The 26,432-nt window shown below is 41.4% G+C and carries 22 protein-coding genes; 15 read left to right on the top strand and 7 right to left on the bottom strand.

The genetic code is table 11. The features are described from left to right. Window positions 1-194: 194 nt before the first annotated feature. The 3 genes from L1264_RS09640 to L1264_RS09630 all read left to right on the top strand — a co-directional run bounded on the left by L1264_RS09640 (window position 195) and on the right by L1264_RS09630 (window position 3,765). A complete protein-coding gene (locus L1264_RS09640; protein WP_235403923.1) occupies window positions 195-731 on the top strand; it encodes a phosphatase PAP2 family protein in 537 nt (178 codons plus the stop codon). Beyond that, on the top strand, window positions 728-1,762 hold the full coding sequence (locus L1264_RS09635) for an MJ1255/VC2487 family glycosyltransferase (protein WP_138558029.1): 1,035 nt from the start codon (window positions 728-730) through the stop codon (window positions 1,760-1,762). Before L1264_RS09640 ends, L1264_RS09635 begins: the two co-directional genes overlap by 4 nt. Before the next feature lie 122 nt (window positions 1,763-1,884). Beyond that, window positions 1,885-3,765: a methyl-accepting chemotaxis protein gene (locus L1264_RS09630; protein WP_135922755.1), complete on the top strand. Its 1,881-nt coding sequence runs from the start codon at window positions 1,885-1,887 to the stop codon at window positions 3,763-3,765. 88 nt (window positions 3,766-3,853) lie between these two features. Here L1264_RS09630 and L1264_RS09625 read toward each other — a convergent pair whose 3' ends face one another. The 5 genes from L1264_RS09625 to priA form a co-directional block, all read right to left on the bottom strand. Then, window positions 3,854-4,228: a gamma-butyrobetaine hydroxylase-like domain-containing protein gene (locus tag L1264_RS09625; protein WP_135922754.1), complete on the bottom strand. Its 375-nt coding sequence runs from the start codon at window positions 4,226-4,228 to the stop codon at window positions 3,854-3,856. 76 nt (window positions 4,229-4,304) lie between these two features. After that, window positions 4,305-5,633: an HslU--HslV peptidase ATPase subunit gene (gene hslU / locus L1264_RS09620; RefSeq protein ID WP_135922753.1), complete on the bottom strand. Its 1,329-nt coding sequence runs from the start codon at window positions 5,631-5,633 to the stop codon at window positions 4,305-4,307. Between the two features lie 11 nt (window positions 5,634-5,644). Further along, window positions 5,645-6,163 (bottom strand): ATP-dependent protease subunit HslV, encoded by a 519-nt coding sequence (gene hslV / locus L1264_RS09615; RefSeq protein ID WP_008115012.1) that lies wholly within the window; start codon window positions 6,161-6,163, stop codon window positions 5,645-5,647. 80 nt (window positions 6,164-6,243) lie between these two features. Further along, complete coding sequence (locus L1264_RS09610) at window positions 6,244-6,768, bottom strand: SPOR domain-containing protein (RefSeq protein ID WP_135922752.1); 525 nt, start codon at window positions 6,766-6,768, stop codon at window positions 6,244-6,246. 17 nt (window positions 6,769-6,785) lie between these two features. Next, a complete protein-coding gene (gene priA, locus L1264_RS09605; protein ID WP_199527294.1) occupies window positions 6,786-8,966 on the bottom strand; it encodes a primosomal protein N' in 2,181 nt (726 codons plus the stop codon). A gap of 233 nt (window positions 8,967-9,199) precedes the next feature. Here priA and rpmE point away from each other — a divergent pair, with 233 nt between their 5' ends. Next, the gene (gene rpmE / locus L1264_RS09600) at window positions 9,200-9,415 is read left to right on the top strand and encodes a 50S ribosomal protein L31 (protein WP_036973208.1); all 216 of its coding nucleotides are present in this window, start codon (window positions 9,200-9,202) and stop codon (window positions 9,413-9,415) included. Between the two features lie 699 nt (window positions 9,416-10,114). Beyond that, on the top strand, window positions 10,115-11,356 hold the full coding sequence (locus tag L1264_RS09595; protein WP_135922750.1) for a malic enzyme-like NAD(P)-binding protein: 1,242 nt from the start codon (window positions 10,115-10,117) through the stop codon (window positions 11,354-11,356). 88 nt (window positions 11,357-11,444) lie between these two features. Here the strand turns inward: L1264_RS09595 and metJ are convergent, their stop codons facing one another. Further along, complete coding sequence (metJ, locus tag L1264_RS09590; protein ID WP_054563330.1) at window positions 11,445-11,765, bottom strand: met regulon transcriptional regulator MetJ; 321 nt, start codon at window positions 11,763-11,765, stop codon at window positions 11,445-11,447. A 266-nt stretch (window positions 11,766-12,031) separates the two neighbouring features. Here metJ and metB point away from each other — a divergent pair, with 266 nt between their 5' ends. After that, window positions 12,032-13,291: a cystathionine gamma-synthase gene (metB, locus tag L1264_RS09585; RefSeq protein WP_235403922.1), complete on the top strand. Its 1,260-nt coding sequence runs from the start codon at window positions 12,032-12,034 to the stop codon at window positions 13,289-13,291. A 4-nt stretch (window positions 13,292-13,295) separates the two neighbouring features. Then, on the top strand, window positions 13,296-15,641 hold the full coding sequence (gene metL / locus L1264_RS09580) for a bifunctional aspartate kinase/homoserine dehydrogenase II (protein ID WP_199527296.1): 2,346 nt from the start codon (window positions 13,296-13,298) through the stop codon (window positions 15,639-15,641). Between the two features lie 79 nt (window positions 15,642-15,720). Here metL and L1264_RS09575 read toward each other — a convergent pair whose 3' ends face one another. Next, window positions 15,721-18,231, bottom strand: coding sequence for a penicillin-binding protein 1A (locus L1264_RS09575; RefSeq protein ID WP_138557077.1), 2,511 nt, complete (start codon window positions 18,229-18,231; stop codon window positions 15,721-15,723). 132 nt (window positions 18,232-18,363) lie between these two features. Between L1264_RS09575 and L1264_RS09570 the strand changes: the two genes are divergently transcribed. The 8 genes from L1264_RS09570 (at window position 18,364) to L1264_RS09535 (ending at window position 26,387) form a co-directional block, all read left to right on the top strand. After that, window positions 18,364-19,443, top strand: coding sequence for a pilus assembly protein PilM (locus L1264_RS09570; protein WP_135922746.1), 1,080 nt, complete (start codon window positions 18,364-18,366; stop codon window positions 19,441-19,443). After that, window positions 19,431-20,003, top strand: a complete 573-nt coding sequence (locus tag L1264_RS09565; RefSeq protein WP_135922745.1) for a PilN domain-containing protein — start codon at window positions 19,431-19,433, stop codon at window positions 20,001-20,003. Before L1264_RS09570 ends, L1264_RS09565 begins: the two co-directional genes overlap by 13 nt. Beyond that, window positions 19,993-20,598 (top strand): type 4a pilus biogenesis protein PilO, encoded by a 606-nt coding sequence (locus L1264_RS09560; protein ID WP_135922744.1) that lies wholly within the window; start codon window positions 19,993-19,995, stop codon window positions 20,596-20,598. Before L1264_RS09565 ends, L1264_RS09560 begins: the two co-directional genes overlap by 11 nt. Continuing rightward, on the top strand, window positions 20,598-21,134 hold the full coding sequence (locus tag L1264_RS09555; protein ID WP_199527377.1) for a pilus assembly protein PilP: 537 nt from the start codon (window positions 20,598-20,600) through the stop codon (window positions 21,132-21,134). The genes L1264_RS09560 and L1264_RS09555 overlap by 1 nt, the downstream gene beginning before the upstream one ends. 52 nt (window positions 21,135-21,186) lie before the next feature. After that, on the top strand, window positions 21,187-23,214 hold the full coding sequence (locus L1264_RS09550) for a type IV pilus secretin PilQ (RefSeq protein WP_425343209.1): 2,028 nt from the start codon (window positions 21,187-21,189) through the stop codon (window positions 23,212-23,214). Window positions 23,215-23,393: 179 nt separating this feature from the next. Next, window positions 23,394-23,912 carry a shikimate kinase AroK gene (gene aroK / locus L1264_RS09545; protein ID WP_036973192.1) on the top strand — a complete coding sequence of 173 codons (519 nt, stop codon included), beginning with the start codon at window positions 23,394-23,396 and terminating at the stop codon, window positions 23,910-23,912. A gap of 28 nt (window positions 23,913-23,940) precedes the next feature. Beyond that, the gene (gene aroB / locus L1264_RS09540) at window positions 23,941-25,011 is read left to right on the top strand and encodes a 3-dehydroquinate synthase (protein WP_199527298.1); all 1,071 of its coding nucleotides are present in this window, start codon (window positions 23,941-23,943) and stop codon (window positions 25,009-25,011) included. Then, window positions 25,011-26,387: an AAA family ATPase gene (locus L1264_RS09535; protein ID WP_138557076.1), complete on the top strand. Its 1,377-nt coding sequence runs from the start codon at window positions 25,011-25,013 to the stop codon at window positions 26,385-26,387. Before aroB ends, L1264_RS09535 begins: the two co-directional genes overlap by 1 nt. The last annotated feature ends 45 nt before the right edge of the window (window positions 26,388-26,432 follow it).

Here is a 26,432-nt window from a genome sequence, read left to right as displayed (position 1 = left end):
GACTGTCTGTTTAGTACCCAGTATACCTTGATACAACTCAATAACAACGACTTAATACTGGTTTATTCGTTTAAATCAAAGGAATTTCGTTATCGCAACATTAGTGTCTCAAAAGCGTCACCTAATTGTTATTTTTACCGCCTAAGCTGAGATGAGTATAAAAATTAGACGCAAAGTATGACAAGGAGCTTACCATGGCAAACAACATGCTTACTAAATTGGCCAAAGTGGATGAACAGCTGTTTTTAAGTGTGTTTAACGACGCTTCGCCAAATTGGCTCAGAAAGTCAGCGCTTGGTTTATCAAAAAGCGGTGATGGCGGACTTTATGTGGTGTTGTTCCTTGGGTTTTGGTGGTTTACCGAACAACTTCATTTTCAGCAGCTTGCGATGAGTATATTGGTTGGCTTTGCAATTGAGCGACCCATTTACTTTTTAGCTAAAAAGCGAATTGCGCGGGTAAGACCTTGCGACTGCTTAGTGCAAGGCGCTTATTTAGTGCCAAGTGATCAGTTTAGCCTACCGTCGGGGCATAGTGCTGGGGCATTTGTTATAGCGACTATTTTAACCATGTATTTCCCTGAGCTTACTGTGCTTTGGCTTCTTTGGGCATCGGGAGTTGCAGCATCTCGGGTGGTAATCGGTGTGCATTACCCTGCTGATGTAATTATTGGCGCAGGTATGGGGTCGAGTTGTGCAGTTTTAGCAGTCATGGTGGTGGAATCTATATGAGAATTTTGTACGGTATACAAGGAACAGGTAACGGACACATAACCCGTGCTCGCGTGATGGCAACCACCTTTAAAGCATTAGGGGTCGATGTTGACTACGTATTTTCCGGGCGCAAAGAGCAAGATTACTTTGATATGGCTGATTTTGCCGACTTTAGAACATTTAGAGGTTTATCATTTACCAGTAAATCAGGACAAGTTGATAGTTTAAGAACATTAAAAAATGCACGCCCTTTGCAGCTAATTAAAGACATTAAAAGCTTAGATTTACGTCATTATGATTTGGTTTTTAATGACTTTGAACCTATCACAGCGTGGGCAGCAAAACAGCAAGGTATTCCGGTTATTGGTATGAGTCATCAGGCTGCATTTTTGTCTGATAAAGTGCCAATGTTTGGTCGAGCTTTCTTTCGTCGTGCGTTGATCCGTAATTATGCCCCCGCGAATGTCTATCTCGGTGTTCATTGGCAACCTTATGCTGAGAATATTATTCCTCCTTTCATCGCGAGTCATCACCATGACAATCCTGTGATGGTTGAAAATAAAGTCTTAGTTTATTTACCGTTTGAGAACCTAGACAGTGTTGTCGACTACTTAAAGGACTTTCCTGAGCGTGAGTTTTACTGCTATCACCCCGATGCGCAAGATTGCTCAATCGGTAATATTCATCTGCGAGCGCCGTCACGAGTTGGGTTTCTTAACGATTTAGCCAACGCTGGTGGTGTGATTGGTAATGCAGGGTTTGAGCTTGCAAGCGAGGCATTACAGTTAGGTAAAAAGCTGTTACTCAAGCCGCTTGGCAAGCAGTTTGAGCAGGGGATTAATGCACAAACGCTGCTAGGCATGGGAGCTGCCCATGTTATGAGTTACCTTAACCCCTATGCGATGGATGATTGGTTGCAATCACCACAAAATAAAAGATTGAACTTTCCGAGTGATCCCGCGCCATTAGTTGAATGGGTAAGGAAAAAGCAGTGGCAGAAATTAGATAAGTTACACCAACATTTATGGCAAAAAGTTAACTTACAGTAAATACAGTTTGTTTGTTGGTTCCTTATATTGGAAAATGCATCGCCTTTTCAGGCTACTTTTTATTAGCTGCTTCAAATAGTTTAGCTATACTTTGAAATGCATGTTGCTATAGGGCACTTTGAATGAATGTATTACAAAATTTAACTATAAAACGTCGTTTACAGTTAAACGCGCTTGTTGTTGGCCTTGCAATGGTTGTAATGCTGTGTGTAATTATTTTTGAGTCACGCATGATGCTTAAGCTCAATGAAACAATTCAAAATGCAGAGGAACTCGATATTCATGAGCTTGCCATGCGCAAGCATGAAAAAAACTTTTTGTTTTATAAAAAAGTCGAGAGCCTTGAGCTTTTTGAAAATGAGTATACCCAGTTAAAAACCAAAATTGCTCGCCTAGATGAGTTAGTCGATGATCTTGATATGGATAGCACTAAACTTGATGAGTTTAAAGGATTAGCAAAAACTTACTATGACGACTTCAATAAGGTTGTGGTACTACAAAAGAAAATAGGTCTACACCCGAAAGATGCACTTTATGGTGATTTACGTGGTGCGGTGCATCAAGTAGAAACATTATTAAGTGAGCGCGAAAACTATAAATTACTAACTTTAATGCTACAGCTTCGCCGTGCAGAAAAAGACTTTATGCTGCGCTTTGATTTAAAGTATATGGGCAAGTTTGATGATTTAGTTGCTAGCTTTAGATCAGAGATTAAAAACGCAGGGTTCGATGCAAATTACGAAAACCAATTGCTTAGTTTGCTTGCGACTTATCAGAGTAAATTTAAAGCCTTAGTTGATGCACAAGTTGCCTTGGGCCTTGATTTAGAGTCAGGGGCACTCGGTGAGATGAAACGCAGTGTTGAGCTTAGTGATGCAATTGTCAGCCAACTGACCACACAAACTAAAGAGTTTGTAGAATCTAGTGCTGCTAGTGCGCAGTTGATTGCCATTCTTGTGTTTATTATTGCGAGCATTTTAGTGATGCTATTAGTTTACTTTACTAGCCGCTCAATTATTCAGCCTATCGAACGTGTGTACCACACGATTAACGAAATTCGTCGCAATAACGACTTAAGTATGTCGATTACTCAATCAGGTAAAGATGAAATTACCACCATGACGATCGACTTTAATAGCTTGATCAGTGATTTCAAAAAGCTGATTTATGAAGTTAATACCGCGCTAAGTACCCTTAACGTGGCAACTGAGCATTTATCAGAAACGACAGCAGCAACAAGCTCAGGTATGCAAGAGCAGCTTCATGAAGCAGATATGGTTGCTACAGCTGCCACTGAAATGCAGGCGACGATTCAAGATATTTCTCACAACACAGAAGCGGCTGCGAAAAAAGCTGAGTCAACTAACTTAAGTGCGCAGCAAGGTCGTTCGGAGGTTGAATCGACGGTGGTACAAATTAATCACCTATCAGATTCACTCGGGAATGCATCAAGTGTGGTGTCGCAGTTAGAAAAAGACGCTGAAACGATTGGCTCTGTGTTGGATGTTATTCGTGGTATCGCAGAACAAACTAACTTACTGGCACTCAATGCGGCTATTGAAGCCGCGCGTGCTGGTGAGCAAGGTCGTGGCTTTGCGGTCGTTGCTGATGAAGTACGTTCACTTGCCCAGCGTACCCAAGACTCAACACAAGAGATTGAGAGCATTATTTCGACCCTACAAGGTCGCACACGAGAAGTGGTGAGTATTATGCAGCAATGTCGTACACAAGGTGGCGAAAGCGCGGCGCAGGCAAGCAAAGCCGGTGAGTTACTGCGTTCAATTACCGAAGATGTACAAACCATTATGGATATGAGTACTCACATAGCCACAGCAATTGATGAACAAAGCCAAGTGGCTTCTGAGGTCAATAAAAACGTGGTACGCATTCGTGATATTGCTCAAGAGGCATCGGGTCATGCGGCAACTAACGCGCAAACCAGCGAAGAGGTGTCTGAGCAAGCGCGTGTGCTTTATCAGGCAATCGATAAGTTTAAAGTTTAATGAATTAGTCTGATGAAAAACAAAAGCGCGGTGATGGTTTCGTCATCGCGCTTTTTTGTTGCTTGGGTGTGTATACCGCGACAAGGTATTAAGGCACAAACTTAATTGGCACGCTGTCTTTGTTGGCTTCGTGCTCTGTGACTCTGGCTTGATATTGTTGCCAAAGCGCATCATGATTTGCTTGTAAATCAGCTAAGTAATGCCAGCTAAACAAGCCACTATTATGATTATCGCTAAATACCAGTCGAATTGCATAATGGCCAACCGGCTCAATTTTACTAATTCCTACTTGCTGTTTGCCAAGCACCAGTTTCATCTGCTCATTACCGTGGCCTTGTACTTCAGCAGATGGTGAGTGAACACGCAGAAATTCAGCACTAAATTGGGCAATAGTCTGATCATCAAAATGAACATCTAATACTTTACTAACGCTGTGATAATGCACTTTAGTGACTTCTTTCATGTGAGCCTCGAATCTACGATTTATATACTAAAAAGCCTCCAACTGGAGGCTTTTTAGTATAACGCTAATTTGTTGATTAAAGAATGAAACGGCTTAAGTCTTCATCTTCAACAAGTGCACCTAAATGCTGTTCAACGTAATTGGCATCAATTGTTAGTGTTGAACCTGCTTTTTCTGAGGCATCAAATGAAATTTCTTCCATTAGTTTTTCCATCACTGTGTGTAAGCGACGGGCACCGATGTTTTCGGTTTTTTCATTTACCTGCCAAGCCGCTTTCGCGATACGCTCAATTGCATCATCGGTAAACTCAACCTCAACTTGCTCTGTTTTTAACAGCTCACGTTGTTGCTCAGTTAATGAAGCATGAGGCTCAGTTAAGATACGTTTAAAGTCATCAGCACTTAGTGCTTCAAGCTCAACGCGGATTGGTAAACGACCTTGCAGCTCAGGGATCATGTCTGATGGTTTAGCCATTTGGAATGCGCCAGATGCAATAAACAACATGTGGTCAGTTTTAACCATGCCGTGTTTAGTGCTTACTGTTGAGCCTTCGATTAATGGTAGTAAGTCGCGTTGTACACCTTCGCGGCTAACATCAGGGCCAGACGCTTCACCACGTTTACAGATTTTATCGATTTCATCGATAAACACGATACCGTTTTGCTCTACTGCGAAGATAGCTTGCTCTTTTAACTCTTCAGGGTTAACAAGTTTTGCAGCTTCTTCTTCAACTAATAGTTTGAAGGCTTCTTTGATCTTTAGCTTTCTCTTGCTGCGCTTATCGCCGCCCATGTTTTGAAACATGCTTTGTAGCTGGTTGGTCATTTCTTCCATACCAGGAGGTGCCATGATCTCAACATTAGGCTGAGCTTGTGCAACATCGATATCGATTTCTTTATCGTCTAATTGGCCTTCACGTAATTTCTTACGGAAAGATTGACGAGTCGAAGAGTTTTCTTCAGTTTTTGATTCACCAAAGGTGTCGCGCGCTGGTGGTAGTAGGGCATCTAAAATGCGCTCTTCTGCCGCTTCTTCAGCACGGTGCTTAAATTTCTTAGTTTGCTGTTCGCGGGTCATTTTAATTGAAATATCCACTAAATCACGGATGATAGTTTCAACCTCTTTACCAACATAGCCCACTTCGGTGAATTTGGTTGCTTCAACTTTAATGAAAGGCGCATTAGCAAGTTTTGCAAGGCGGCGAGCAATTTCAGTTTTACCCACACCAGTAGGACCAATCATTAAAATGTTTTTTGGTGTTACTTCGGCGCGTAGCTCGTCGCTTAGTTGCATACGGCGCCAGCGATTACGAAGCGCGATTGAAACTGCTTTTTTAGCTTTAGCTTGGCCGATAATGTGTTGATCTAGCTCGTGAACGATTTCTCTTGGCGTCATCTCAGACATGGCAGTTCCTATTACAATTCTTCAATAGTTTGGAAATTATTCGTGAATACGCAGATGTTGCCGGCAATAGTTAGGCTTTTCTCTACAATTTCACGTGCACTTAGGTCGGTGTTTTCAAGAAGCGCTGTGGCTGCTGATTGTGCGAAGTTACCACCACTGCCAATCGCAATTAGGTCATTTTCTGGCTGCACAACATCACCGTTACCTGTGATGATCAATGACGCAGTTTCGTCTGCAACTGCTAAGAGTGCTTCGAGTTTTCGAAGTGCACGGTCACTACGCCAATCTTTGGCCATTTCAACGGCTGCCTTAGTCAGGTTACCTTGGTGCATTTCTAGTTTGCTTTCAAATCGTTCGAAAAGGGTGAAGGCATCAGCAGTACCGCCAGCGAAACCAGCGATTACTTTGCCATTATAAAGACGTCGAACTTTGCGGGCGTTGCCCTTCATTACGGTATTACCAAGTGAAACTTGGCCGTCGCCACCAATTACGACCTTGTCGTCGCGGCGTACACTTACAATAGTGGTCATGATTATTCCTCATCATCGAGCGGCAAAGCCGCTCGTAAAAAGCGATTGATGAGGTGTTTATATGGGTGAATGAACTAAAATCAAGTCCAAAGCCAAATTCCGCAGCCCATTATTTTGATACGTTTAAGTTTATTTTTATCACTTTCGGCCAAACGTTTGGTTTCGTAAGGGCCTAAACGCACTTTATACCAAACACCATTGCTGCCTTGGGTTTTCTTTACCTCGGCAACCAAGCCGGCAAAAGCGATTTTAGCTTTTAATGTTTGTGCTTGCTCTAAGGTTCTAAAAGAACCGCATTGCATTACATACGGGCCCTTTTGTTCAATCTCTTTTACTTCAACCTGAACTTCGTGCTCTTTAATCTCTTTGATAAATTCAGGTGTTTTAGGTGGCGGAATAACTGTTTCTTCTTGTTTAGTAGGATTGGCTTGTTGTTCCACAAGTTCAGGGTCAGCATTATGTTTGATATACCATAAGCCATAGCTAAACCCGCCTACTAAAATAAGCGCGATTAAAATTAGAATAATAGGAAATGGCTTTTTCGCCGGAGCCTGCTTTTTATTTCTATTTGCTGGTTTTTTATTAATGTAATCGTGTTGTGCCATGACTCTTTTATTGGCCTTTAAATCATATCTATCGGATCAACGTCTAGGCTCCAACGCACTTTTTGCGCTAATTTGCTGGTGCTTATGTAGTCGACCATTTGCGCTAAATATTGGTGCAAGTGGGAGCGTTCCTGCGCCTGAATATGTAATTGAAAGCGATACTTACCAGCCACACGTTCCAGTGGCGCAGGTATCGGACCGAGCAATTGTATACCAGATACGTTCTGGACAGGAACCAAATCAGTTAAAAAATCGACCACTTGATTAATGTTATGTCCTTCGGCGCGCACCATAGCCATATTGGTAACGGGTGGAAGCTGAGCCTCTTCGCGTTCTGTCAGGGCATAGCGGGCAAAATCCTGATAGCCATTGTTGACTAAATCTTGTAGTAATGGATGCTCAGGAAAATGGGTTTGCAATAATACTTGCCCAGGTTCACCACTTCGACCAGCACGGCCTGCCACTTGTGTGACAAGTTGCGCTAAATGCTCGGTAGCGCGAAAGTCGCACGAATATAAACCGCTGTCGACGTCTAAGATTAAAACCAGGCTAACATCAGCAAAGTGGTGGCCTTTTGCTAACATTTGCGTACCAACGAGGATACGCGCACCGCCTTGGTTAATATCATCAAGGGCTTTTTCTAAGCTGCCTTTACGACGAGTTGAATCTCGGTCGATACGACTAATCGGAATATGAGGAAAGGTTTGCGTTAAAAACTCTTCGATTTGTTCAGTACCTTTACCATTTGGAAAAATCTGCGTGCTGCCGCAATCGGGGCATTGATGAGGCACCTGATGTTGCTCACCACAGTGGTGACAAATCATCTGGCCAATGGCTTTATGAAAGGTTGCACTGGTGCTACAACGTGAGCACTCACTTAGCCAACCACACTCATGGCATATGAGAGTAGGCGAAAAACCGCGACGGTTTAAAAACACCATCACTTGCTTACCACGTTCTAAATGCTGACGCATATAGGCAAGGCTAGCATGGGCAATTCCGGCTTGCTCTGGCTGACCTTTCATGTCCATTAGTTGAAACTGGTTATCGGTGCTGGTTTGAGCCCGTTCAGTGAGGCTCAACAGCTGATATTTGTTATTAATTGCTTTATGTAAGGTCTCAAGTGCCGGTGTGGCACTACCTAGAACGAGCACAATATTATGCTGGTATGCCCTATAAGCGGCTAGGTCTCTAGCATGATAGCGCAATGTATCTTGTTGCTTAAACGAGCTGTCGTGCTCTTCATCAACGATGATCATGCCAAGTGATAAAAAAGGTAAGAAAATACTCGAACGTGTGCCGATCACTATGGCGCAGCTGCCTTTTTCACAGAAACGCCAAGTTTGTAAGCGTTCGTTATCTGTCAGTGCGGAGTGCCAGAGCATAATCGGTGTATCAGGAAAGCGACGACGAAAACGATTAACCGTTTGTGGTGTTAAGCCAATTTCAGGCACTAATACTAGGGCTTGTTTGCCCTTTTTAAGTACTTCTTCTAGGCATTGCAAATACACTTCGGTTTTACCACTTCCGGTAACCCCTTCAAGTAAAAAGCTGGTAAAGCCGTTAGCTTGATTAATGCTGGTACACGCCACAGCTTGTTCTTTATTAAGTACAGGTTTGCTACCTACCGTCGGCGGGCGTTGCTGCCACTGGTTATCATGTTCGATAAACTGAGTGATCAGTTGTTTGTCGAGCAGGCTATCGATGGTTTTTTTTGTAAATCCGAGTGCTTTTAATTCTGTAACCGATGATTTGCCCGATTCGGCTAGCTGCTTTAATAAACTTAACTGGGTTTTTGCTTTTAGCGACGGCAGCTTTGCACCTTTTTCGGTCAGCTCAACCATGTTAATGCTGGTTTTATCAGGGCATTCGCCTTGTCTTAATGCAGCCGGAAGTGCCGTATGAATGGTTTCACCCAATGGATAACAGTAGTAGCGTGCAGTGAACTTCAGAAGCGCTAAATGTTGCTCAGATAAAACTGGCGTGTCGTCTATTACGTCTATAATCGGCTTTATTTTGTCAGCGGGAACATCGGTTGATGTTTTTAGAGCCAACACCACAGCAACCTTTTTTTGACTACCAAATGGCACGCGAACGCGCATGCCTGGCTTTAACTCAGGGCTGTGCAGCAGCTGTTCAACTTTATAATCGAAGGTACGCTGTAAAGGGACTTTTATGGCAACTTCTACAAAGTGCATAACAACTCTACTGAAACAAAGACGGAAAGATAATGTACTAAAATTACGGTTAAAAACCTACCAACAAATACTGAACAACAAGCCACTTGATTATTTTTTTAGCGAAATATGTATTTAAAGCTTGTCGCAAGGTCACTTGAGCTATAAAATACGCGGCCTATTAATTGTATTAACTGCGTATGGTGCCAGACTTCGGGTTTGGAGAGCGATACGGCCTTAACTAGAGGTTCCCTATGAAAGAAGGTATTCACCCTAAGTACGAAGCTATCACTGCAACTTGTTCATGTGGTAACAAATTCGAAACTAGCTCAACTCTTTGTAAAGACATCCACTTAGACGTATGTTCTGAGTGTCACCCGTTTTACACTGGTAAGCAAAAGATTTTAGACACTGGCGGCCGTGTTGATCGTTTCAACAAGCGCTTCGGTGCACTTAGCAGCAAGAAGTAATTTCTGCTGTTTAGTTAAAAGAAGCACCTTAGGGTGCTTTTTTTATGGCTAAAATTCACAAAATTCGTTATTAACGCTGACACTTACTCATCATCTTCACTCATTTCCTTTGCATAACTATTTCTGGTTGTTATGCCCATTATGTCGTTAATTGTAGAGACAAAGTGCCACCCCTTGGCTATATTCTTTTTTGTATAAATGAGTATACCAACCCGCAATAATACTTAATCATTTTGAGGGATTAAACCTGTCGCTACCTGCGTTAAAAATTTCTGATTTAGAACACAACTAAATAACGAAATTTTTGCCTTGCTATCAACAAGGTTTCATTGCCTCAAAATAGACTACTTAATTAAGCGTATTGGTATCTAAAAGTTATTAAAAATAATAAATTTAAATAATTTCGTGAGTAAATGCTGTGAACTTCGTTGAAATGGCTGTTTTAGGCTAATTTCGGCTATTTGCAGTGTTCGTGCATATAAAATACAAAAACACGCGCTTAAAAGGCCATAAATAGGTTAATTTTTATGTTTGATTAATCGCAACTATGCACAGAAATTGTTGGGAAATCCTTTAAAATTAAGCGATATAGCTTATAACAGGATAGACCTGATAATACTTGGAATTTTTATACATTACAGGTATCGTACTGATGCAAGCTCTCTCACTTTTTAACTTTTTGCAGGATACTATCGCGTTATGTCAGATTTTCGTGAAAAAGCATTACATTACCACGCTCACCCCGTTCCAGGTAAAATTAGTGTTGAACTAACTAAGCCAGCCGAAACGGTTAACGATCTCGCTTTAGCTTATAGCCCAGGTGTGGCTGAACCAGTCCGCGAAATTGCTGCTGATCCAGCAAATGCCTATAAGTACACAGGTAAAGGTAACATGGTTGCGGTTATTTCAAACGGTACCGCAATTCTAGGATTAGGTAACTTAGGCCCGCTTGCATCAAAACCTGTAATGGAAGGTAAAGCGTTACTATTCAAACGTTTTGCTGGCCTTGATTCAATTGATATTGAAGTAAAACATCGCACAACAGAAGACTTCATTAATACGGTTGCTAACATCGCTGATACGTTTGGTGGTATCAATCTAGAAGATATTAAAGCGCCAGAGTGTTTTGAAATCGAAAAAGCGCTTATCGAGCGTTGCGATATTCCAGTTTTCCACGATGACCAACATGGCACTGCTATTGTTACCGCTGCTGGTATGCTTAATGCCCTTGAAGTACAAGGTAAAGACATCGAAGATGCAATTATCGTATGTTTAGGTGCCGGTGCAGCTGCAGTTGCTTGTATGGAGCTATTAATAAAATGTGGCGCACTGCGTGAGCACATCTATATGCTTGACCGTAAAGGTGTGATCCATACTCGTCGTGATGACTTAAATGAGTATAAGCAATTATTTGCTAACAATACTGATAAGCGTACATTACAAGACGTTATTGCTGATGCTGATGTGTTTGTAGGTGTATCTGGTCCTAATCTATTAACTGCCGATGATCTTAAACTGATGGCAGATAAGCCTGTGGTGTTTGCGTGTTCAAACCCAGATCCTGAGATTGCTCCAGAAGTTGCACACAGTGCACGTAACGATTTAATTATGGCAACGGGGCGTTCAGACTTCCCTAACCAAGTGAATAACGTGCTTTGTTTCCCGTTTATTTTCCGTGGTGCGCTAGATGTGCGAGCAACGGCAATTAATGATGAAATGAAAATTGCAGCTGTGCATGCTATTCGAAGCATTGCAAAAGAGCCTGTACCAAGCGAAGTATTAAAAGCGGCTGGCGTTGAGTCACTAGAGTTTGGTGCCGAGTACATCATTCCTAAGCCAATGGACCCGCGTTTATTACCACGTATTGCTCGTGCTGTTGCTGAGGCGGCAGTAGAGTCAGGGGTTGCGCAAATTGAGATGCCAGAAGATTACATGCGTTAAACTTAATTAACGCTAATAAAAAAAACTCAGCCTAAGCTGAGTTTTTTTATGCCTGTGGCTATCGGCGGTGATCCGATGGCCGAAATACTTACTCTGAATCAAGAACAGGGATATCTAACCCCATTTCTTGCATAATCTTTTTAACTTCTTCTGGCACCTTTTCAGGGTTGTCTTTACGAAGGTCATCGTCATTTGGTAATGGTTGACCTGTAAAAGCATGTAGGAAAGCTTCACACAATAACTCACTATTCGTCGCATGACGTAAGTTATTGATCTGACGACGTGTACGTTCATCAGTTAATACTTTTAATACATTAAGTGGGATCGATACGGTAATCTTTTTTACTTGTTCTGATTTTTTACCGTGTTCTGCATATGGGTGAATGTATTCACCGTTCCATTTAGCCATAAGTTATTTCGTTGCCTCGGTTGTCAGTTATTTACGCGAGATACCAATTCAAAATAGAACACTTCGTAAAGGTAATTAGTATTTCTCATCGCGCAAGATGCGGAAATTCTATCTCTTTAAAAAAGATAGTCAAATACTAGTTATTTAGCCATCTAGTAGTGTAAATGTATAAACTTCTATTGTGAGCTATAAATACTTTGACTTCTCATAGTCGATCATCTAACCTTTTAGACGTCTAAACATCCAATTTATGAATAGGTGATGAAATGAGTGAAAAAAATAAAGCGACGATAGCGGTTCGTCACGGCATCGAAGCCGATAAGCATCATGGTGCGGTTGTGCCACCTCTATACTTATCAACCACCTATTCATTTGCTGACTTTGATACTAAACGCCAGTATGACTATGGCCGCAGTGGTAATCCGAATCGCGATATCTTAGCTGAAACTTTAGCTGAGCTTGAAGGGGGTGCAAGAGGCATTATTACTGCAACAGGTATGTCTGCAGTGCATTTAGCCACTCAGCTATTAAACAGTGACGATACGTTAGTGATCCCACATGACTGTTATGGCGGTAGTTACCGTTTATTCACCTCGCTTGAAAAACGTGGCCTGTTAAAACTAAAAGTTTTGGATTTAACTAAAACTGAAAATCTCCAAGAAATTTTAGCGATTAAACCTAAGTTGATTTGGATTGAAACGCCAAGTAACCCAATCTTGCGTTTAACAGATATTAAAGCAATTACTAGTATTGCTAAGCAGTGTGGTGCTTTGGTTGCGGCTGATAACACCTTCTTATCACCTGCATTACAAAACCCCATTGAGTTTGGTGTTGATATTGTTGTGCACTCAACCACTAAATATATTAATGGTCACTCTGATGTAGTGGGCGGTGCAGTGATTGCTGCAACGCAAGAGCTAGGCGATGAGCTTGCTTGGTGGGCGAATAACATTGGTATTACTGGTGCACCATTTGATAGCTACTTAACACTTCGTGGTTTACGTACTTTAAATGTACGTTTGAAGCAGCACCAAGAAAATGCCTTTGCAATTGCTGAGTATTTAGAAAACTCACCTTATGTAAGCCAAGTTTATTACCCAGGCCTTGCATCACACCCACAGCATGAGCTTGCTAAAGCACAGCAACGCGGTTTTGGTGGTATGGTGAGCTTTGATATTAAAGGCGACATTAACGATGCCGCAGCGTTTTTAACAAGCCTTAAAGACTTTAGCCTTGCTGAGTCGCTTGGTGGGGTAGAGAGCTTGATTTGTCACCCTGCAACAATGACCCACGCAGGTATGGAGCCTAAAGCGCGTCTTGAAGCCGGTGTCGGTGATACCCTTATTCGTATTTCTGTAGGCATTGAAGACGTAAAAGACCTTATTGCTGATTTAGACCGTGTTTTCAACTTAGTAAAACCAGGTCAAGGCCAGCAAGTTACAAAAGCTGAAGTTAAGCAAACACAGCAAGATACACAACAAAACGCGTCATTTAAGTTAACGCCAGCACATACGGCATTGTGGTAGAAAAATGGTAAATATTGTTCATAAATTTGGTGGCTCAAGCTTAAGCTCGGCAGAACGCTATCATGCGGTGGCTAACATTGTTTTAGCGAATACGGAGCAGGGCGATTGCGTTGTTGTGTCGGCATCGGGTAAAACAACCGATACTTTAGTAAAGCTTTGGCAAAGTTACCAGCAGCAAGATAGCCAAGCTGTTAGCGATATTCTACTGCTTATTGATAATAATCAACGTGCGCTTATTGAGCAGTTACTTACAGGCCAAAATAAACAACAGGCGTTGGCACAGTTAAAAGATGAACTTGCTGTATTAAACGAATTAATTAGTCAGCAACAGTTACTTGAAGCACCTTTACTTGCACATGGTGAAGTGTGGTCGGCGCGCTTATTGGCGGCTTACTTAAATCAGTTGGGTATTGCTGCACAAGATGTTGATGCAAGGCAGCTATTTACTTTAAATGATGGTCAGCTTTTACATCAAAAAAACCAGCAGCAATGCAGCGATACGATTAGCAAATCACATATCAACGTAGTAACGGGCTTTATTGCCGCAGATTGCCAAGGTAATACGGTTACTTTAGGCCGTAATGGCAGTGATTACAGCGCCACATTACTGGCCAGTTATACCTTTACTAAACAAGTGTCTATTTGGACAGACACACAAGGGGTATTTAGCACTGACCCTCGTAAGGTTAAAAATGCGGTTAAATACGCCAAGGTATGTCGTGAGCAAGCAAACTTATTAGCGCGCTTAGGCAACCCAGTACTGCATGCAAAGACGTTATCGCCGTTAAAAGACTCAGAAATCAAACTCGTAGTTAGAAGTAGTTTTGATTGCGATGCCACGCCAACCGAAGTGGTAAAAGAAGGCTATAGCAAAGCAAAACGTTTTATTACGACCTTAGATAACATCGATTTATTACGGGTTGATAAACTAAGCGGTGGTGAAGTTGGTGAATTAAGCCAGTTAATTCAACACAGCCTGCATCACTTTGTTAAAGGGGGCGATACCTACTTATTAGTGCCTGGTCAAAGTACTCATCAGGTTGTGAGCCATTTAGCGGGCCGTGCAAATATTGTTGAGTCTAATTTAAGTGGTTGTGCAGTGGTTGCACCGACTGCTGATGTTAGTGCTCTTGCAGAGCAAGCAACAGCGCTTTTAAAAGAGCAGAGCATTCATCCTCGTTTTGTACAGCAAGACGATAACTATGTGTTGATCTTAAATGATCAAGCAATTGATAGTGATGTTTTAACTCTTCTACATGACAAGTTGGTAAACAAAGGTCAAGAGCTGGCCATTATCGTTGCTGGCCTTGGTAATGTGGGTGAAGTGTTCTTATCGCAACTCCAAGCTCAGTTTGCTCGTTTATCTGCCCATTATAAAGTAAAGGTGGTTGCTCTTCTTCGCTCTAAGCAAATGCTATTTAGTGCCAGTGGTTTAAATACTGAAACATGGCAGGAGCAGTGGCACAATGAAGCGCAAAGCTACGACAAAGCTGAATTATTAGCGCGTATCAATGAGCTTGATTATGAGCATAAAGTGATAATTGATATCACTGCTAGTGAGGCTTTTAGTCAGTTGTATCCTGATTTTGTAGAGCTTAACTGTCATTTGATCAGTGCAAATAAATATGCGGGTACCGCTGCAAACGATTGGTATCAAGCACTGCGTAGTCAATTAGCTGAGCGAAATCTGTTATGGCGTTATAACACCAGTGTTGGCGCAGGTTTACCTATTAATTTTGCTTTGGCTGATTTACAAAATAGTGGTGATAGCATTAACCGTATTGAAGGGGTATTCTCGGGTACTTTATCGTGGTTATGTAGCAGTTATGATGGCAAGGTGCCGTTTTCTGATTTAGTGCTACAAGCACAGCAAATGGGTTACACAGAGCCTGATCCTCGAGAAGATTTATCTGGCCGCGATATGCAGCGTAAACTGCTTATTTTAGCGCGAGATTTAGGGCTAGATTTAGAGCTTGATGACATTGCTCTAACACCACTTATGCCAGCAGCACTGGCAGCAGGTAGCTGGCAAGATTTTCTTGCAAACAAACAGCTGCTCGATGAATTCATGACAGAAAAAGCAGCCCAAGCTGCGGCAGAAGATAAAGTAGTGCGCTACACAGGTGCTATCACACTTGTTGATGACAAGGTTCAGGCACAGGTAGGTTTAGTCTATGTTAGCAAAGATGATGTGCTAGCAAGTCTTAAACCGGGCGATAACATCTTTGTGATTAATTCACAGTGGTATACAGACAATGCATTAGTGATCCAAGGGCCAGGAGCGGGTAAAGAAGTTACCGCGGCAGGGGTTCATTCAGATCTGTATTGGCTGGTGAATAACTTAAAATAATTTTGCTGATCTTAGTTTCAATGGCTAAGCAAAAAGCGCCCCATGGGCGCTTTTTTATTGTCTAAAATTAATATAGTAATTAGAACAGTTCTTCTTCTGTACTCAGTTTTTCTTCAAATACATCTGTTGGCTCTTCTGTAACATACTTTGTAGGTGCAGTGCCTTTAATAAAGTATTCGAAGCGGCTGGTATAATCATTTTTGTGGCTCAATAAGCCCGTTGCTAAATCAATACGAACCGAGACTAAGCCTTCAGGAAGTTCAATCGGTGCTTCAGGCATGCCATCAAGCGCTGCTCGCATAAAGTCGACCCATGCTGGTTGTGCGGTTTTCGCACCTGACTCAGCCCCAGAAATTTGTGAATTATCTAAGTTTTTATTTCTAGCACTACGGCCAAGTGTAATGCCAGGATTGTCAAAACCTACCCATACGGAGGTTAGTACATTGCGATTAAAACCACTGAACCAAGTATCAACAGAATCATTAGTGGTACCTGTTTTACCAGCTAGGTCGCGTCGGTCTAAAGCTTGAGCACGCCAACCGGTTCCACTCCAGCCTGTTTTATGACTCCAACTACCGCCGCCCCAAATGGCACTGTGCATAGCTTGCGAGATTAAGAATGCATTTTGCTTTGAAATAATACGCGGAGCACAACGCTGGACTGGTGTTTGCTCTGTTTCAGTGATGCTAAGTTGGCTCGAATCGCGCGCTGCAAGCTCAACAGTGGCAGCCGGTTTTGGGCTATCACAAGCCAATTGAGGATTAGCCTTAAATAATGTATTGCCTGCTGAATCTTGGATTTCAGTAATAAAATACGGCTTAATTAGGTGGCCACCGTTTGCAAAAGCGCTCATACCGCGTGCAAGTTCAAGCGGGGTAATCGAGGCACTACCAAGGGCTAACGACTCACTGCGATTAATATCACTATTTAAAAACCCAAACTTAAGCAAGTGATCTGCAGTGCGCTCTAGGCCAACACCACGCAGTAAACGAACAGAAATTACGTTTTTTGATTGTGCCAGTGCTCTGCGAATACGAATAGGGCCATTATAAACTGCTGGGCTGTTTTTAGGTCGCCATGCAACGCCTTGGCTTTTATCCCACTGATTAATAGGTGCATCATTCAAAATAGAAGCGAGTGTATAACCATTCTCAAGAGCTGCTGAATAAATGAATGGTTTAATGTTTGAACCCACTTGGCGTTTTGCTTGCACTGCACGGTTGTATTGGCTTTGTTCAAAGCTGTAACCACCTACAATGGCTTTAATTCGACCATCTTGCGGATCAAGCGAAACTAATGCACTCGATGCTTCAGGTATTTGGCTTAATATATAGCTATTGTCTGGATTTTTACGTAACCAAATTTGAGCGCCTGCTGTGAGAATGTCGCCAGCTGTTTCTGGTGCAAAACTTTGGCGGTAGCGCGTAATATATTTACGAGCCCACTTTAAACCATCCCATTCAACATTAACTTGTTCGCCACTTTTTAATAAAACAGAGATTGATTGCTCAGCTACTTGAGTGACAACACCAGCTAATAAAGGGCCAAACTCTTTTACATCTTTAAGTTTGTTTAAAATCGCGTCTCGAGTTAATGGCGTGTCGGTTTCACTATCCCATAAATGAGCGGTTGCTCCTCTATAGCCATGGCGCATATCGTAGGCATGTAAGTTGTTTACAAGCGCATCTTGTGCCGCCTGTTGGATATTTGAATCTACACTGGTGTAAACCTTGAAGCCTGTATTATAAGCTCGTTCATGGCCATAACGCTCAACCATTTCGGCGCGAACCATCTCAGAAATATAAGGCGCATATACTTCAATTTCAGCACCGTGGAATTTTGCCGTAATAGGCGCGTTAACGGCGTCTTGATACTCTGACTGACTAATATATTTTTCAGTTAGCATACGACCAAGTACCACATTACGACGTGCCTTGGCTCTCACAGGGTTACGGATTGGGTTTAGTGCAGAAGGAGCTTTAGGTAAACCAGCAATCATTGCCATTTGGGCTAACGTAAGTTCATTTAATTCTTTGCCATAATAAACTTGGGCTGCTGCACCAATACCAAAAGCACGATTCCCCAATTCAATTTTATTTAAATATAATTCGAGTATTTCATCTTTAGTTAATATACTTTCAATATGCAATGCGATGAATATCTCTTTGACTTTACGGATATAAGCCTTTTCTCGGGTTAAGAAAAAGTTACGGGCAAGCTGCATAGTTATGGTACTTGCGCCTTGTTTCTTTTCACCTGTAGATATGAGTACAATGGCTGACCGAACGATACCAATTGGGTCTATACCAATGTGTTCGTAAAAACGATTGTCTTCGGTCGCTAAAATCGCATCGATTAACGGTTGGGGGATTTGATCTATTGTGACGGGAATGCGGCGTTTTTCACCAAATTGATTAATCAATAAACCATCGCGTGAAAAAACTTGCATAGGTGTCTGTAATTGAACGTCTTTTAAAACCTGTACGCTAGGAATGTCAGGTTTAACGTAATAGTATAGACCAACTAAAGTGATTAGCCCTAAGAATGAGCAAATGATAAAAAATTGTAAAGTTCGTTTTAATAAAATCACTTATATTTTCCCTAAATGGACTCCCAATTAGAATCGGAGACTGCTAGTATATATTGATTAAAAAATGAATAATATTTTTTCAGATAAAAATTATAACTTGTTTATTATTAAAACAAAGGCAAAGTTGCAATCATGCTAAGTCAGCTATTAAAAAAGCCTTCATCTATGATGGTAGGGATCGACATCGGATCTCACTGCATTAAAGCAGTGTTGTTGCAAGAGACAGACGCAGGTTTGCGGCTTGAGGCATTAGCTATTGAACCTATGCCAAAAGGGGCTATGTCTGAACGCTCAATTCAAGACATTGAAGCTATCGGCAACGTTGTTGCTAAATTAAAACGAAAATTGCCTAAAACAGTCCAAAGTGCCGCCGTTGCAGTGTCTGGGCAAACTGTGATTACAAAGGTTATTTTCATGGATGTATCATTAACTGATGCTGAATTAGAATCGCAAATAGCCATTGAAGCAGACAGCTTAATTCCATACCCACTCGACGAAGTGAACATAGACTTTGAAAAGCTCGCCATTAATGAAGCCGATCCTAGCAAAGTTAATGTACTTTTATCTGCAGCACGCACAGAAAGTGTTGAGGCTCGCATTGGTGTATTAGAAGCTGCAAATCTAACGGCTAAAGTAGTTGATGTTGAAAGCTACGCGTTGAGCCGTTCGTTAGATGTGTACTACCAACAATTGCCTAGCGATGCCTATGATAAGTGTGTGGCAATTGTAGATATTGGTGCTGTGCTAATGCTTGTGAGTGTGGTTCAAGCCGGTGAGACTATTTACACTCGGGATCAGGTTTTTGGTGGTGACCAATACACAAACAGTATTGTCGCTTATTACAACAAAAGCTTCGATGAAGCAGAAATAGGTAAAACCACAGGCGACTTACCTCCTAATTATACGTTTGAAGTACTTGCACCTTTTCAGACTTCGCTGCTACAACAAGTAAGACGTGCCGTACAAATGTTCTTAACGACGAGCGGTAAAGATCAAGTCGATTATATTGTTTTAACCGGTGGCACAGCCATGATTGAAGGCTTAGACCGATTGTTAATTGAAGAGTTAGGGATACATACAGTGGTTGCTGAACCCTTTGCAAATATAGAAATTGCTCCAAAGGTAGACCGTAATATTTTACAGCGTCATAGAACACAGTTCGCGATAGCCACAGGATTGGCGTTGAGGAGCTTTTCATCATGCCACATATAAATCTACTGCCTTGGCGCGAACAAAAACGAAAAGAATCGCAAAATAAATTTGTTACTTTGCTGTTCGCTGTTGTTGTAGTGAGTTTTTTAAGTATGTATATGTTGAGTTCTTTCTATTCAGGATTACGTGAAGGACAAAATGTAAAAAATAACTTTTTAAGCAACGAAATTGCACTACTTGATCAACGCATTCGTGAAATCAACGAATTGGATAAAAAGAAAGAAAACCTGCAGCAGCGAATGCGCTTAATTGAGGAGTTACAAAGCAATCGAAATCTTGGTACACAAATTATGGATGAGGTTGCGAAGATTGTGCCTTCAGGTGTTTATTTAACTAAGCTAGAACGTCGTGATGACCGCATACATGTATCGGGACGTAGTGAATCTAATAATCGACTATCGACTATGTTGCGCCAAGTTCAGGGCTCTTATCTTCTAGAGCGACCTGTTATGCAAGGTATTGTGGCTGGTGAGCAAACGTCGAGGTTACTAAGTGACTTTAATATGGATTTTTATGTTAAACCATTTGATAAAATAGGTGAGGTACGCAATGAACCTTGATATCAAATCGTTAACTGAAATAGATTGGAATGAAATAGAGCTCGAAAATATGGGCGATTGGCCCATTGCTGTAAAAGTAATGTGCTGTACTTTTGTTGCTGCAATCGTGCTTTATTTTAGTTATAGCTTGCTAGTGTCTGATGAAATAGCTAATTATCACAGTTCAGTAGCCAAAGAGACTGAGCTGAGAAATACTTACAAAGCTAAATATGCTGTTGCGAGTAACCTAGACTTATATCGCCAGCAAATGATTGAAATGGAAGATAAGTTTTCGCAACTATTAAAGCGCTTACCCACCTCTAATGAAACACCAGGTTTACTTGACGATTTGTCTTATGTTGGCACGACAAGTGGTTTAACGTTTTTAAAAATTGGCTGGTTACCAGAGATAGAAAAAGAGTTTTACACTGAGCTGCCAATTAAGATAGAAGTTGTGGGCTCATATCATGAGTTTGGTGAGTTTGTTGGTAAAGTTGCACAATTACCGCGTATCGTAAGTTTGCATGACTTTACTATTCAAACCCTTGATGATGGTGAACTTACTTTTAGTGTTGTTGCTAAAACCTATCGTTATGAAGGAGGCACTCAGAAATGATGAGAAGACTTCCGTTAGTTATTATTATGACTTTTGCACTGAGTGCATGTAACGATGATACATCAGAGCAAAAAGAATTTATCGATCAGGTAAAGGCAAGTACTACACCAAAAGTAGAGCCTATTCCTCAGATCGCAAAGTTTGAATATTTTGAATACAGTGCCAGTAAGTTGCGTAGCCCATTTGTTGCACCAAGACCTGAAATTATTCAAAACAACTTAGTACAAGTTAAAAACTGTTTACATCCAGATCCTAGCCGAGTTCGCCAGCCTCTAGAGAAGTACCCGCTTGAAAATTTATTAATGAAAGGGACTATCGGTCAAGCTGATAATAGCTGGGCATTGATTAAAGCGGCAGACGATACACTTTATCGTGTCACAGTAGGTAATTATCTTGGTTTGTATCATGGTGAGATTAAAGAAGTGCATGACAACTACATTGAATTATTAGAATTAATCCCTGATGGGGCTGGTTGCTGGAAAGAGCGCCTGACCAAGCTAGAAATGTTAGAGGCAGGTACAAATGGTGCAGATTAATCATATAAAAGGTAAAAATAAAATGCATAAAGGAATGGCTTGGTTAAAGCACATGCGAAAATACATGTTCGCTGCATTAACCTTACTGGTAGCGCAGTCGGTAGTCGCTGCACCTGTACTTTATGATGTGCGTTACAATCCAATCATGAAGGATGAAACGCAGCTGCAGCTAGTCTTTGATGAAGCCCTTACATTTGAGCCTAAAGTTCAGGTTTATAACGCACCAGCTCGGATAGAAATGTTATTTGACGATGTCGGTGTTGATAAAGAAGTTCAGACTGTAAATATAAACCAAGCAGGTATTCAGCAAGTCACTAGCACAATGACAACGGACGGTTTAAAAGTTGTTGTTATGTTGGATAAATTGAAAATTTATAAAACAACAGCTAAAGACAATGTTTACACGCTGCATGTTTCAGATAACCCAATTGCCAGTGATGAATCGACTGATCCATTATCAGCCTCAAGTAACTTTATAAATACTGTACAATCCATTGATTTTCGTCGTACTGAAAAAGACGAAGCTCGCTTATTGGTGTTTTTGCAAGGTACTCAAGCTGCGATTGATGTACATGAAAGCGGTGGTAAAATTATTGCAGAATTCCATCATACGGATATTTTAGACGAGCTTCTGTATGAACTAGACGTTATTGACTTTGGTACCGTTGTAAGCAAAATCGAGACCTTCAAAGAAGGAACAATGACTCGTATAGTGGTAGAGCCAAATGCTGCGTTTAAATTTACTCACCAACAAATAGAGAACATCTTTACGTTAACAGTTGAAAAAGATGATACTCAACGTGCATACCTAGACGGCGGTATTGAATATCAAGGTCGTCCTATGAGCCTTAACTTCCAAGATATTCCAATTCGCTCTGTGCTACAGATTATTGCGGGCTATAACGAGTTTAACTTAGTAACAAGCGACTCTGTAACAGGCAATATTACGCTTCGTCTAGAAGGTGTTCCTTGGGATCAGGCTTTGGATGTTGTGCTTAAAATTAAAGGTTTGGATAAACGCATGGATGGTTCTATTTTGATGGTTGCACCATCTGAAGAACTGGCAGCGCGTGAAGCCAAAGAGCTCAAAGCTAAACAGCAAGTCGAAGATTTAGAGCCTTTATACAGTGAATATATTCGCCTTAATTATGCTAAAGCTGAAGAGTTTGCTGATTTATTAAAAACCGATACCAACAGCATCATTTCTTCAAGAGGCAGTGTTTCGGTTGATAAACGTACTAACACATTATTAATTAAAGATACTTCTAAAAGTATTGATAGTGTTCGTCGTATGGTTGAAACCCTTGATATTCCAGTAAAGCAAGTGGTGATTGAATCACGTATGGTTACTGTGAATGATAACGTGCAAGAAGATTTAGGCGTACGTTGGGGCATAAGCGATGTCGGCAGTGACGGTGCTATCTCTGGGACTCTTGAAGGCGCCGGAGGCATGTTTGGTGCTGGCTCTTACAATAACATCCCAAGTTTAGCTGACCGATTAAATGTAAACTTACCAATTTCAAGCCCAGCGGGAAGTATTGGTGTACAAGTTGCCAAATTAGCTAACGGCACCATTTTAGATTTAGAGCTCAGTGCTTTAGAAGAGGAAAACCGAGGTGAGATCATCGCAAGTCCGCGTATCACTACGGCTAACCAACAAAAAGCACGTATTGAGCAAGGTACCGAAATTCCTTATGTTGAAGCTGCATCAAGTGGTGCAACAACGGTTACCTTTAAAAAAGCGGTATTAAGTTTAGAAGTAACGCCACACATTACGCCTGACAATAAGGTGATTTTAGACCTAGTTATCACACAAGATACACGGGGTGATACGGTGCAAACACCAACGGGTTCCGCGGTGGCGATTAATACTCAAGAAATCCAAACACAAGTGTTAGTAGAGAATGGCCAAACAGTTGTTCTTGGTGGTATCTTCCAACAGCAAATCGTTAACTCAACGAAGAAAGTTCCTGTACTTGGAGACATTCCATATTTAGGAACCTTATTCAAAAGCACCAGTGAGTTTAATGAAAAGAAAGAGCTGTTAATCTTTGTAACACCAAAAATTCAATTGGATTAAGTGATTTTTTCTTAAGCAACGAGCAATTAGCATGTTTAATTGCTCGTTATATGGCTTTTTATGCTAATTGACTTGAAATACCCAAGCAATTACTGAGATAATCCCCTCCTTAATTTTGGGGCCAGGTCGTTAGGCGGGGTTTTATTTCAAATTTTAGAGTTCGTTTGTACTAAAAAGATATGGCTGAGAAACGTAATATATTTCTAGTGGGCCCTATGGGGGCTGGCAAAAGCACAATTGGTCGTCACATTGCTGACCAATTACACCTTGAATTTTTCGATTCAGATCAAGAGATCGAGCGACGCACAGGAGCAGATATTGCTTGGGTGTTCGACCTTGAGGGTGAAGAGGGCTTCCGACTTCGTGAAGAAACTGTTATTTCAGACCTAACTGAGATGCAAGGTATTGTACTTGCAACAGGTGGTGGCTCTGTGATCAGTAAAGAAGTACGTAATAAGCTTTCTGCTCGCGGTATTGTTGTATACCTAGAGACACCTATCGAAAAGCAAGTTGCACGCACGCAGCGCGACAAGCGTCGCCCATTATTGCAAACAGAAGAAGCACCGCGTGATGTATTAGAGCGCTTAGCTGAAGAACGCGAACCGTTATACAAAGAAGTGGCTGATTTTGTTGTCCGCACTGATGAGCAAAGCGCTAAAGTTGTTGCTAATCAAATCATTGAGAAATTAGATTTTTAAAACCAATAATTAAAAAAGGAAACTAGCGATGCTTGAATTAACTGTTAATTTGGACGAGCGAAGTTATCCTATTTATATTGGTCAATCTGCTCTTAAAGACACAGGTCGATTACGCGAACACATTGGCGATTGTCGACCTATCATTATCACCAACGACACCATTGCACCTCTATACCTCGATGATGTAATGGCGTCATTGGCTGATCTTAACCCGTTATCTTTTTCTATACCTGATGGTGAACAATATAAGTCACTAGAGTGGTTTGAGAAAATTTCGGCATTCTTACTCGAACATAACTGTGGTCGTGACACCTGCCTTATTGCATTAGGTGGTGGTGTTGTGGGCGACTTAACCGGTTTTGTTGCTGCTTGTTATCAACGCGGTGTGCCTTTTATTCAAGTGCCTACTACCTTGCTATCACAAGTTGATTCTTCAGTCGGTGGTAAAACCGCTGTTAATCATCCGCTTGGCAAAAACATGATTGGTGCGTTTTACCAACCGCAAGCCGTTTTTATCGATACCCAATCACTACATACTTTACCTGAGCGAGAGTTCGCAGCAGGCATGGCTGAAGTGATCAAGTACGGTTTAATCTATGACACAGAACTATTTGCTTATTTAGAGCAAAATATCGCTAATCTTAAATCACTCGATGAGCAAACATTACAGCATGTTATTTATCGTTGCTGTGAAATCAAAGCCTTGATTGTTGCGCAAGATGAAAAAGAAGCAGGTTTGCGTGCGTTATTAAACCTGGGTCATACTTTTGGTCACGCTATTGAAGCGCAAATGGGCTATGGTAATTGGTTACACGGCGAAGCTGTTGCTGCTGGCATGGTGTTAGCAGCACGTTTAGCGCAAACTCTCGGTGATTTAACTGCAGCTGAAGTTGAGCGCATAGTGCAATTGATTGCTCATTACGATTTACCTGTTGATATTCCAGCTGAAATGACTAGCGAGCAGTTTTTAACGCATATGCGTAAAGATAAGAAAAACAAGAAAGGCACGATCCGGTTTATTCTTCCTACCCAATTTGGTCAGTGCGCGCTGGTAAGCGATGTTACCGATCAGCAGGTTTGTGATTTAATAGCGCGCTAATGCAATCGCAAATATTGCCTAGCCGTGCTGCGCTAGTTGATCGAATCGCTCTGCAGTTTGAATATGGGCAGAATTTAATTTGCTTACTTGGCCCTTCAGGGCTAGGTAAAAGTTACTTACTAGAAACATTCATCACTGATAAGTACGCTGAGTTTAACAAAGCATTTGTACAATTGTCTGGCAAAATGACAGATCAACAGCTGCTTACAGAGCTACTCGAACAAAGCTTTAGTAACCCACTTATCGATCATACCCAAACGTTATCAGAAAACTTTTATAACCTGTATAGGCAGCAACCTTGTGGTGATTGCTTGTGGGTGATTGATGGCGGGCGTCATTTATCTGAGGAGATGGTTCATCAACTCGAGATACTGGCAAAGAAAAGCCCAAGTACCCTATATATTTTGATAGCATCTCAGTCTGTTGGGCAATTCACACAAGCTGTTGAAATTCACCTAGAGGCACTTAATCTTAGTGAAAGTAAGCAGTTGATGCGTTGGTTTTTCGATAGCCTTCCGGTAGAAGAAGATCCTGTTTTTCGAACCTTTTTGCAAGAAGCTCATGGTAATCCTGCATTATTACTTGCATGGCAACCAGATCAACAAACTGCAGATATTCGCCCTCCAGAAAAGAGCTACAAACCGTTGTATTTAACCCTGTTGTTAATAACAACTATGTTATTAATTATTGGCTTTTTGTACAAAGCAGATATGACCCAATGGTGGAAAGCACATTATCAACAAGAGGAGAGTGCCACCATTGCTACGGCTCTCCCAGCAGAAAAGGTGACTGCGGCTCAACAGAACAGCGATGAAACGCTATCAGAGCCGAGCAGTGCGTCAGTAGAGCTTGATAATAATACTGTGACAGTTCAACAGTCAGAAGCTCCAGCAGTAAGCCATGAAAATAATATTGCTGCAATTGTTGATAGTCTTGCTAGTGCAAAACCTGAAGAGCAACAGGCCAAACCAAGTAGCGAAGAAATTGCCGCAGTATTGACTGACGACGCCTTAAACCCTCCTCCAGCTGATATTGAGGCCGTTAATACAGAAACAGTTGAAAAAGCGCCGACAGTGAGTGCAAATGCATGGTATTTAGCAGAGCCAGACGAGCATTTTGTAATACAGCTGCTAGCTGTTACTAAAAAAGAAATCACTGATAAGTTTATTACAGAGAACTCATTAGAAGGGCAAGTTAATACGTATCAAACTTTGCGAGGTGGCAAAGTGTGGTGGATTGTAACTTATGGTAGCTATGCCACCTTAAACGACGCGAAAAATGCGTTATCGACACTACCGAATAAAGTGCGTAAAAATCAGCCTTTTTATAAAAAAATAAGTAAAATTAAGCAAGAAATTGCTTCACAGGATCAGTAAATTAAAACTGATTAGTGTAGAATCGCGCAATATCGAATTGAAGTT

Source organism: Pseudoalteromonas sp. APAL1, from assembly GCF_021532475.1.
GTDB classification, from domain to species: Bacteria; Pseudomonadota; Gammaproteobacteria; order Enterobacterales; family Alteromonadaceae; genus Pseudoalteromonas; species Pseudoalteromonas lipolytica_C.
This window is presented reverse-complemented; position numbering and strand designations above follow the sequence as displayed.